The sequence below is a fragment of the Sneathiella sp. genome, assembly GCF_002694385.1.
Taxonomy (GTDB): domain Bacteria; phylum Pseudomonadota; class Alphaproteobacteria; order Sneathiellales; family Sneathiellaceae; genus Sneathiella.
Map to the genome: position 1 here is coordinate 1 of NZ_NZMB01000004.1, position 10,476 is coordinate 10,476.

Below are 10,476 nucleotides of genomic sequence, written 5' to 3' on the forward strand. Positions count from 1 at the left end.
CAAACAACATCTCTGCTTTTTGCCGGCCTGGTGGTCATGGCGGGAGGTCTGCACCCGATCCCATTCCGAACTCGGTCGTGAAAACTCCCAGCGCCGATGGTACTTTGTCTTAAGACACGGAAGAGTAGGTCGCCGCCAGGCCCGCAAAAAACAGAAACATCCTCTTTACGCTATCAAGGTAAAAAGCACCCAACAGGGTGCTTTTTACCTTAACAGAATTACCGCGGGGTGGAGCAGCCCAGGCCTGTAGGCGAAAGCCGGAAGCCAACATACAAACCGGGCCACACCGCAATCGGAAGGACAAACAATCCCTTCCACAAAAACAGAATTACCGCGGGGTGGAGCAGCCCGGTAGCTCGTCAGGCTCATAACCTGAAGGTCGCAGGTTCAAATCCTGCCCCCGCAACCAAATTGAAATCCCTCTAAGTCACTGACTTAGAGGGGTTTTTCTTATGTCTGAAACCTTCCGATTCTTTCCGGAATCGCCCTGTGATATAATAAAAATGGGTCGCACAGGACTCACACAAAATCACACCAATGGGCGTACCATGGAGATACACCGAACCCTAGGCGACAAAGTCCGCATTTACCGCCGCGCAGACGGCGGTGCATGGCACTGCTCCACCTACATGAAAGGCAAGGAGTGGCGTAAGAGCACCAAGGAACGCAGCCTCGCCCGTGCCAAGGACGTGGCCGAGGACTGGTATCTCGAACTGTGCGCCAAGGACCGGTTCGGCGAGCTGCACACCGGCAAGACCTTTGCCGAGGCAGCGAAGAAGTTCGAGGAGGAATACGAAGCCATCACCCGAGGCCGTCGTTCCCCGAAATGGGTGCAAGGCCACAAGGACCGTATCCGTCTCCACTTAGTGCCCTTCTTCGGCAAGAAGACCGTCAACCAGATCACCTCCGGTCTGGTGCAGGAATATCGTGTTCACCGGATGACGGAGCCCAAGCGCGACGATCCGACCGATCAGCAAGCCGACAAAGACGTGGGCCGCAAGGGCAAGGCCAAGGCCAAGGCCAAGAAGCAGGCCGAGCCGAAGCCCTGGAAGCCGCCCGCAATACCATCCATAACGAAGTTGTCACTCTGAGCATGGTGCTCAAGACAGCCCAGCGTCATGGCTGGCTGGAGAACCTGCCCGACCTGTCGGACCCATACCGGCGGCAGAGCAAGGTCGAGCATCGGCCATGGTTCACGCCCAACGAATATAAGCAGCTATATCAGGCGACGCGCGCGAACGCCGATAACCCCAAAACCAAACGCTTCAAGTGGCATGCCGAGCAGCTGCATGACTTTGTGCTCTTCATGGCAAACACTGGACTCCGGCCCGACGAGGTAAGGCATCTTGAGTTCCGCGATATTGAGATCGTCGAGGACGAATACTCCGGTCAGCAAATTCTTGAGATCGAGGTGCGTGGCAAGCGCGGCGTCGGCTACTGTAAAAGCATGCCCGGCGCGGTGCGCCCGTTCGAGCGGCTGCGTGACCGAGAGCGGCCAGTTGCTGATCGGGAAAGCGATGACAGCTCGGATGTGGTCCAGACAGCGCCCCCGAAGCTGACCGACCCGCTTTTCCCGGGCGAGTTCAAGAAGATGTTCAACCGCATCCTCACGGATGCGAAGTTGAAGTTTGACCGCAACGGCAAAGCCCGCACGGCCTATAGCCTGCGACACAGCTATATATGCTTCCGCCTTCTCGAAGGCGCTGACATCTATCAGGTCGCTAAAAACTGCCGCACCAGCGTCGAGATGATCGAGAAGCACTATGCGGCCCATCTTAAGGACATGATCGACACATCACTGGTCAATGTCCGGCGCGAGAGACCGAAGCGCAAAGAGCAATCCACCAAGGACGACGACTCCGGCAAGAGGCCGGAGGCATGATCTAAACCCGTCAGGCTCGGAAGGCAGCTTCAGGAGCCGTCAGGTCCAGCCCGATGGGCATCAATGGACCTGGACGGGTAAAGGCCGCCGCTTATAGATCGTCCAGCAGCGAGCGATTGCGGTGCGCCGCCTGTCAGGCTGAGAGGGAAGCCGTTCAGCCGTCCGAGCCAGCCCGTGGGGCATCAAGGCGAGGGATAGCCCAAGGCCTTAAGAAAAATGCCGTAAATGCAGTTGTTGCTGTCTTTGATTTTCACAACTTTGAGCTACAAAAACGTGTATCCATTGGTTACACTCTAGCGCCATGAAGGATGTCGGCCTCCGCATTCGCGTCCAGAGGGAGCTGCGTGAGCAGTTTCTGGAAGCTTGCCGTAAGCAGGATAAACCTGCGGCTCAGGTGCTGAGGGAGTTTATGCGGGCCTATATTCAAGAGTGTTCAGTCGCAAATCAAGCCATAGTGCCCAAGAAAAATCAGGTCAAATGACGCTTTTTATTTGGACACAGTGGAGGAAAAGTTCTTTGAGTGAGGAAAAATAATTATGAGGAAACTCACGCTGCAAGAACTGGAAAGCGGTTTTCTTGAAAACTCTAAAAAAGTGCGCGGAGTTCAGGGCAACGATTTCATGTTTGAGGGGCAGGACGAGAGATGAAGGCCTTTCAATTCGATCACCATCTCATTGAGAGCTACGACAATTTTTCTCGGTCTTTCACTAAGATCGGGGCGCCGGATCTGAATGAGACGATTGCGCGTGCGTATGATGATGGCCGTTTCTGGCCCGACGCGCTTCTTTCTTTAAACCCGCGCTACGAAGCTGGGCCAACCGTCGACGACCTTGTCAACTCGGGCGATCTTGATTCAGCTACCGCCCAGGTCTTTCGGTTCGGACCAACGCCGATCAGGTTTCACAGGCACCAGGGACAGGCGATCGCGAAGGCCAATGCTGGCAATAGTTTTGTTGTAACCACAGGGACTGGTTCTGGTAAGTCCCTCTGTTTTTTTGTTCCTATCGTTGATGCCATTATTCGGGCTCGAAAGGCTGGGGGCTCGCCGAGAACGCGAGCTATCATCATTTATCCGATGAACGCTCTGGCCAATAGTCAGATCAAGGAGATCGATAAGTTTATCTCCCAATCGGGCTTGCCGAACGACCTTAAACCCGTCGTAAAAAGATACACTGGTCAGGAAAGCAAGGAAGAGCGCCAGCGGATTGCGGCAAACCCGCCCGACATCCTGCTTACGAACTTCATGATGGCTGAGCTCCTTTTGACCCGTCAAGACAGCCTTGATACTCAGGTCATAGAGAATGCCCGTGGCCTCGAATTCATCGTTCTTGATGAGCTTCATACTTATCGGGGGCGGCAAGGTGCTGATGTGGCCATTCTTGTGCGGCGCCTAAGGGATCGCTGCACTCCCGACAAAGCTCCGCTTTGCATTGGTACATCGGCGACCATGGCCAGTGAAGGATCCGAAGAGGGCCGAGCAGTGGCTGTGGCGGAGGTGGCTTCACGCATTTTTGGCGCCTCAATCGGACCGGATGCCGTCATCGATGAATCCCTGCAGCGCGCGACTGATGACACGCTGAATTTGACAGATGTTCTCCCTGAACTTCCAGAGTTGGTTCGGAGCGAACTCCCAACCAACATGACCGATGAGACTTTGACGACACATCCGCTCGCAGTGTGGACTGAGCTGATGCTTGGTCTTCAAGACGGTCTGGAACTCAAGCGCAGAAAGCCCATTCCCTTTGAAGATGCTGTAGAAAAGCTGTCAGCCGACAGCGGCGTCGACGCCGCAACATGTCAGCAAACCTTAGAGACTTTTCTGACATGTATCAGTCTGCCTGAAACCGAACGCGGTGGGGCCGGGAGTGGCGCGTTTTTGGCTTTCAAGCTTCATCGGTTCATCTCAGGGGCCGGGGATATTTTCACGACGCTAACTGACCAGCCCCGTCGTGTCTTGTTTGAAGGCCAGCTCGAAGATCCGGAGGCCCCAGGTAATCGTCTCTACCCCACCCGGTTTTGTCGGGAATGCGGGCATGAATTTCACGTGGTTACGAAGATTGAAGACGAAGGCGGTTTTCGATTCCTACCACGCAATATTGATGACACCCCAATTGAGGATGATGAGGATGGGGACGTTGCTGGTTATCTGACTCCTACAGGTGAAGGCGTTCCGGACTACGCGTTCACTGGTGAGATCGAAACCTACCCCGAAGACTGGCGGGAGGACCGCAACGGCGTTGAGCGTCTGAGGGCACATCGCAAGAAACGCATACCTGAGATGGTGCGCCTTTCACCTGATGGTCGCTATCACGCATCTGGCAGCCAGTTTTGGTTCATACCCGGCAAGTTCGGTTTCTGCCCCTGTTGCTTAGACGAACCTCACCCTAGCATGCGGGAACGTAGCAAGCTTGCAGGGCTGTCTGGTGAAGGACGAAGTTCCGCGACCACGCTCCTCGTTTCGAGCACCCTCCAATGGATGAACGAGTCTGAGAGCGGCGTTTCGGAAGAGAAGCGGAAGATTCTAGGCTTCACCGATAACCGCCAGGACGCTGCCCTCCAGGCTGGCCATTTCAACGATTTCCTTTTCGTAAGCCTGCTCCGCGGCGCGATACTGCGTGCTGTTCTCGATGCTGGCGAGGACGGCCTGACTGAAGATGAATTTGGTCTTCGAGTCGTAAAAGCCCTGGGATTTACGGCTGCCAATAAGGGAGCACGGATCCACTGGATGCTGGATCCGATTGCTGGCGCAGTTATCCGTGAGGATGCTCAGCGCTCTTTGGCCAAGGTTCTGGCCCATCGGGTCTGGACTGACTTACGACGAGGCTGGCGTTACACGAATCCGAGCCTGTCTGTCCTTCAGCTTATTGATGTCGAGTTCATTGGGCTCGACGAGATCGCGGAAGACAAAGGTCGACTATTGGCCATCCTGCCAGATCTTGGGGCTTTGGATGATGACGCTCGAAAGCAGTTACTGAAGAGGCTTCTCGGAGCGATGCTTGAAGGCCTGGCGGTCGGCACGGAGGCGCTGGAACTGGCCGTCCTCGACGGCGTGGCGCAGAAGTCTCGTTCCTTGCTACGCGTGCCTTGGTCGATCGATCTCAAGGAAAGTCCGCGAAGCCGGACAACGCTATTTCTCCAAGCCCCGGGCAAGAATCGCTTTGGGCTGCGAGAGGAGCAGACAATTCTGCGGGCTGGCCACAATTCACGGATCGCCAGATTGATAAATCGAAAGAGCGTCATTGGCACTAAGCTAGGAAAGGAAGATTACCTAAACTTTGTGAACGGCCTTCTGGAGTTTCTCGCCGAGGAAGGTCTCGTTTCCTCTGTCGAAATTGAAGAGGATCTTCGTGGTTGGCGCCTAACGCCCTCGGCCATTCGCCTGGTGCCAGGCAAAGCCATTAGCGCGGGAGAGCCGCAGGGCAACCGCTATTTCAACGATCTCTACTGCTCGATCGCGGAAGACCTGAAGAGGGGTCAAAGTTCATTCTCGGGCTTGGAGGGGCGTGAGCATACTGCCCAGGTTTCTCAGAAGCAACGCGAGTGGCGGGAATGGCGTTTCCGTTTTGAGGAGGATGACCTCGCCGAGCTCAAGGAGCATGCTGGCGAGATTAAGGCGGCTGGAGAGTCTGACCAGTTCCTCCCGGCGCTCTTCTGTTCTCCCACGATGGAACTTGGCGTCGATATCTCGGCACTTAATGCGGTTTATCTCCGAAATGTCCCCCCAACGCCCGCGAACTATGCCCAGAGAGCAGGCCGTGCCGGGCGATCGGGACAGGCGGCTGTGATCATGACCTATTGCGCTGCGCAGTCGCCGCACGATCAGTATTTCTTCGAGCGGCGTAATGACATGGTCGCTGGGGTCGTCAGGCCGCCTGCTCTCGACATTACCAACGAAGAGTTGGTGCGCTGCCATCTCCATGCGGTTTGGCTTGCTGAGACGAAGCTCTCCCTCTCGCCCGACATCCCGGAGATTCTTGATCTCAAGCAGGATGAATACCCGCTGAAAGAGGAAATCCGCGAAGTCATCCTTAACTCTGGCCTGGTCACCAGCGCCAGAGCACCAATGAAGCGCGTGCTAGATCAGATCCTGACCTCGGTCGACAACAAGCCGCCGATTTGGATGGGTGATCCTGACGACTTCGTGCTCGAGGTTGCCATGAAGGCGCCGCAGGAGTTTGGTCGTGCATTCGATCGCTGGCGCGAGCTCTATAATTCAGCTCGGACGCAGCTCTCTGAAGCCAATGCACGCTCAGAGATTCCTGGGTTATCTGGCGCCGATCGCCGGAAGATCAAGGCCGCACAGATGCAGGCCAGTGATCAGATCGCCATTCTTGAACAGGGCAATGCGTCAAACGGATCTGACTTCTATTCCTATCGCTACCTTGCAACAGAAGGATTCTTGCCGGGATACAACTTTCCACGCCTGCCTCTCTATGCCTTTGTGCCTGGCGAGGGCAAAACCAGCTCCTTCCTTCAGCGTGCTCGATTCCTTGCGATTTCGGAGTTTGGACCTCGCAGCCTCATCTATCACGAGGGACGAGCCTATCGTGTCATGAAAGCGAAGCTTCCGCCCGAGGTTCGAACGGGCGATGGCTCAGAACTAGCGACCAAAGACATTTACATTTGCCCTAATTGTGGAGCTTGCCACGAAGGTGAAGCGGAAAGGTGTCACGCTTGCGACGGACACATGGCAGGTGAGGTTCCGGTCAAACGGACTTTGCGAATCGACAACGTCGAAACGGCGCCCGTAGAACGGATTACTGCAAATGACGAAGAGCGGGTCCGACAAGGCTTTGACATTCAGACTGTGTTCGCCTGGCCAAAAAAGGATGAGCGTCTTCAGATCACACAGGTCGAGTTCAAATGCGAGGAGACATCGCTCCTTGTTCTGCAATATGCGAACAGCGCCGAGATTAGCCGGATCAACAAGGGCCTCAAGCGCCGCAAGGAAAAAACCGTTTATGGATTCATGATTGATCCGCGTAGCGGCTATTGGGCTAAGTCCGAAGACGAGAATCCAGACGAGGATGTTCCGCCGGACGTGGTCAGGCCGGTTCGTATCGTGCCGATAGTCCGTGATCGGAAGAATGCGCTGCTCTTGCGTTTTAAAGAGCCTCAAGCCTACTCCCTGGAAACCATCCCAACCGTTCAACATGCCTTGATGCGGGGCATTGAAGTTGCTTTCCAACTGGAGGAGGGGGAGATACTCGGCGAGCCTCTCCCGTCTCGCGACAACCGCCGAGCAATTCTAGCCTATGAAGCTACCGAAGGCGGCGCAGGCGTTCTTAACCGGCTTGTCGAAGACCCAAAGGCTCTGAGTAAGGTGGCCCGTCAGGCGCTCTACCTTATGCATTTTGACAATGTCGATGAGGCAATCGCTGGTGGGACGGCCGATCTGCTGGAGGATCGAGATGATGAGGCCTGCGTTCGCGGCTGCTATCGCTGTCTGCTGTCCTACTTCAATCAGCCGGATCACGAAATGATCGACCGGACGAGCGAAGAGGCTAGGCAGTTGCTGATCGACCTGGCGCGGGGGGAGGTCATCGTGGCGGCGGCTCCAGAGAGATCCGGTGCTGAGAAAAGCTGGGAGGGAGCATTTGCAGAGTGCGGTCTCCCACCGGCGGATACCTCCGGAATTACTTTGGCTGATGTGGAGGTCAGTTTTGCGTGGCGGAGCCATTTCGTTGCTGCCGCCACTACGACTCTGACCGAAGCGGCACGGGAAACCGCGAAGGCCAAGGGATGGACTGTATTCGAGCTTCTGGATAACCCTTCGGCGGGTGTGCCGGAGGAAATGATTTCGCTGGTGAAGGGCTGATGCAATGACTGTGAACTTTGCACCAGGTGATCTGGTCCGGGCACGGGGGCGAGAATGGGTCGCGCTTCCTGCTCCGCGCGAGGACATTCTTGCCCTTCGCCCGCTTTCAGGCAGCGAGAACGATACGGTTATTCTTGACCCATCGCTCGAAATAATGCCGGTCGAACCGGCGCGCTTTGAATTGCCGGAGAATGCTGTATCCACGGTACAGTCGAAGGCTGCCCTGCTGGCCGATGCGCTGCGACTGACATTGCGTCGTGGCGCGGGCCCCTTTCGCTCCGCAGCTCAGCTTGCGTTTGAGCCACGAATATACCAGTTGGTCCCGCTGCTTATGGCGCTCCGCCTTCAGATACCGCGGCTGCTTATTGCAGATGATGTCGGGATCGGAAAAACCATTGAGGCTGGCCTCATCCTTCGGGAACTGATGGACCGAGGCGAGGTCGATGCTTTCTCCGTCCTCTGTCCACCGCATCTTGTCGATCAGTGGCTCGTAGAATTGAAGTCTCGCTTCGGCATCGACGCAGTCGCGGTCACTTCAGGGACGGCGGTGCGACTGGAGCGTGGCCTTCCTCTCGCGCAGACGCTGTTTGACGCTTACCCTTTCACAGTCGTCAGTCTCGATTACATCAAGGCCGAAAAACGCCGGGAAAGCTTTGCTCGCGCTTGCCCCGACTTTGTAGTCGTCGACGAGGCTCATGCCTGCGTTGGCACACATAAAGGCCGGCAACAGCGCTTTGAGCTCCTGTCGGGCCTCGCCAGAGATCCGGATCGGCGCATGATAATGCTCACTGCAACTCCACATTCCGGGGATGAAGAAGCTTTCGCGCGTCTACTCTCGCTGACCGATCCTTCCTTCGCCTCTATGAACTTTGAAGACAGCAGATACAGAGAACGTCTCGCGCGGCACTTTGTGCAGCGTCGACGGATCGATCTTGTCTCTGGGGACTGGGGTGAAAATCGGGCCTTTCCCGAACATGAAACCACCGAATTCCCATATCGTCTGTCACAGGCCCATCTGGATTTTCAGGAAGAGGCTATCGACTACTGTATGGGGGTCGTCTCGAAAGCCGGAGCAGGCCAACGTGAGCGCCGACTGGCTTTCTGGGGCACTCTTGCCCTCATGCGCTGTGCCGGCTCATCTCCTGCTTCGGCGCTGAGCGCCCTGCGCAATCGCGCCGCTAATGAGGCGGATCGTCTCGAGCCACAAATCTACGACGAGGACGGAGATGATGAGGACGCCGTCGATATCGAACCAAACACCATTTTCGAAACCGATCCGGCGCTCCTAGCGCTCATCGAGCGGGCGGAAGTCCTCCTCCAAAATGTCGATCCAAAGCTCGAAGCCTTGGTTGAGGCGTTGACGCCTCTTATCAAGCAGGGAGCTAACCCGGTCGTCTTCTGCCGCTACCTAGCAACAGCGGAACATGTCCGCGATCGTCTCAGAAAGTCTTTTCCAAAGCTCGCCATTGAAGCTGTCACCGGCGTTCTGACGCCGGATGAGCGGCGGGATCGTGTTGCTGAAATGGCGTCCGCCGAGGGGGAGAAAGAGGTTCAGCGAATTCTTGTCGCTACCGATTGTCTGTCCGAAGGGATCAACCTGCAACAGCTGTTCGATGCGGTTGTACATTACGATCTGTCCTGGAATCCGACACGGCATCAGCAGCGGGAGGGGCGGGTCGACCGCTTTGGACAGCCTGCAGAGCTGGTTCGCTCGATCATGATGTTCTCGCCGGACAGCGCGATCGACGGGGCCGTTCTGGATGTGATCCTGCGCAAGGCCGAAGAAATCCGCAAGGCAACGGGCGTAATCGTTCCGCTGCCTGATGAACGCGGGCCGGTGACCGATGCGCTGATGGCATCGATGATGTTGCGGCGAGGAAGCTCCGGCCAGCAGATGGTGCTTGATCTGCGTCTCGGCGACGGCACGAAAGTGATGGAGACGCGCTGGCGTGATGCGTCCGACAAGGAAAAGAAATCGCGGGCGATATTCGCGCAAAATGCCATGAAGCCACAGGAAGTTGCCCCCGAATGGGAGAAGGTGCGGAATCTCCTCGGATCGCCAGAGGAAGCAAGGGGCTTTGTCGAACGGGCAATGGCGCGCTTCGGGGTGCCACTTGAGCAGCGCAAGTCTGTATTGCTTGCGCATGTCCACGCCCTGAACACAGGCCTCAAAGAACGCTTGGCACAGAGGGGCATGGAGAAGTCTGTGCACCTCGCCATGGCTGAACCTGCACCGTCCGGGACAGCGCTTCTGACCCGGACACATCCGCTAACGGCAACATTGGCGGAGTCGTTGGTCGAAGCCTCGCTTGATCCGGAGACGCTCTCGGAGCTTGGAATTGGTCGTGTCGGGGCATGGCCGACGCCGGCCGTCCAGCAGATGACGCGCCTCGCACTTCTGCGTATCCGTTTCAAGCTGACGGTTCACGCCCGGAAGGAGCGCCTGCTACTGGCAGAGGAAGCCGCCCTCGTCGCTCTTCAGGGTACAGAGGTGCTGGCGGTTGGAGACGCGGCGCGGGATCTCCTCGCCACACCCGCTGTCGCTGATCTCGCGCCGGTCGCGCGTGACCGCTTTATTGCCGGGGCAAAGCAAGACCTGCCTTTGTTGATCGAAGGGCCTCTCGCGGATTTCGTCAGGGCGCGGGCTGATGAGCTTGTGCAAGACCACGCGCGCCTCAGGGCTGCGGCGGGATCGGCCTCACGCGTCAGCGTGGAACCCGTTCTGCCGCCCGATGTGATCGGCCTCTTTGTCCTGATGCCGAGCGAGGAATAAGCC

At 56.8% G+C, this 10,476-nt stretch carries 4 protein-coding genes, 1 tRNA gene and 1 rRNA gene; all 6 read left to right on the top strand.

What is annotated here, in order from left to right:
- The first annotated feature begins 26 nt into the window (after window positions 1–26).
- The 6 genes from rrf to CMN55_RS00850 all read left to right on the top strand — a co-directional run bounded on the left by rrf (window position 27) and on the right by CMN55_RS00850 (window position 10,473).
- Window positions 27–141: ribosomal RNA gene (rrf, locus tag CMN55_RS00825) — 5S ribosomal RNA — on the top strand.
- A 191-nt stretch (window positions 142–332) separates the two neighbouring features.
- Window positions 333–409: transfer RNA gene (locus CMN55_RS00830), tRNA-Met, on the top strand.
- A gap of 139 nt (window positions 410–548) precedes the next feature.
- Window positions 549–1,091: a tyrosine-type recombinase/integrase gene (locus CMN55_RS00835; RefSeq protein WP_293947616.1), complete on the top strand. Its 543-nt coding sequence runs from the start codon at window positions 549–551 to the stop codon at window positions 1,089–1,091.
- Between the two features lie 2 nt (window positions 1,092–1,093).
- A complete protein-coding gene (locus tag CMN55_RS00840) occupies window positions 1,094–1,882 on the top strand; it encodes a site-specific integrase (RefSeq protein ID WP_293947617.1) in 789 nt (262 codons plus the stop codon).
- A gap of 643 nt (window positions 1,883–2,525) precedes the next feature.
- Window positions 2,526–7,700 (top strand): DEAD/DEAH box helicase, encoded by a 5,175-nt coding sequence (locus CMN55_RS00845; protein ID WP_293947618.1) that lies wholly within the window; start codon window positions 2,526–2,528, stop codon window positions 7,698–7,700.
- Window positions 7,701–7,704: 4 nt separating this feature from the next.
- Window positions 7,705–10,473: a DEAD/DEAH box helicase gene (locus CMN55_RS00850; RefSeq protein WP_293947619.1), complete on the top strand. Its 2,769-nt coding sequence runs from the start codon at window positions 7,705–7,707 to the stop codon at window positions 10,471–10,473.
- The last annotated feature ends 3 nt before the right edge of the window (window positions 10,474–10,476 follow it).

What these genes read in the sequence shown, in the direction of transcription:
- CMN55_RS00835 (WP_293947616.1), top strand. Translation starts at nt 549, where the DNA reads ATGGAGATACACCGAACCCTAGGCGACAAAGTCCGCATTTACCGCCGC.
- CMN55_RS00840 (WP_293947617.1), top strand. Translation starts at nt 1,094, where the DNA reads ATGGTGCTCAAGACAGCCCAGCGTCATGGCTGGCTGGAGAACCTGCCC.
- CMN55_RS00845 (WP_293947618.1), top strand. Translation starts at nt 2,526, where the DNA reads ATGAAGGCCTTTCAATTCGATCACCATCTCATTGAGAGCTACGACAAT.
- CMN55_RS00850 (WP_293947619.1), top strand. Translation starts at nt 7,705, where the DNA reads ATGACTGTGAACTTTGCACCAGGTGATCTGGTCCGGGCACGGGGGCGA.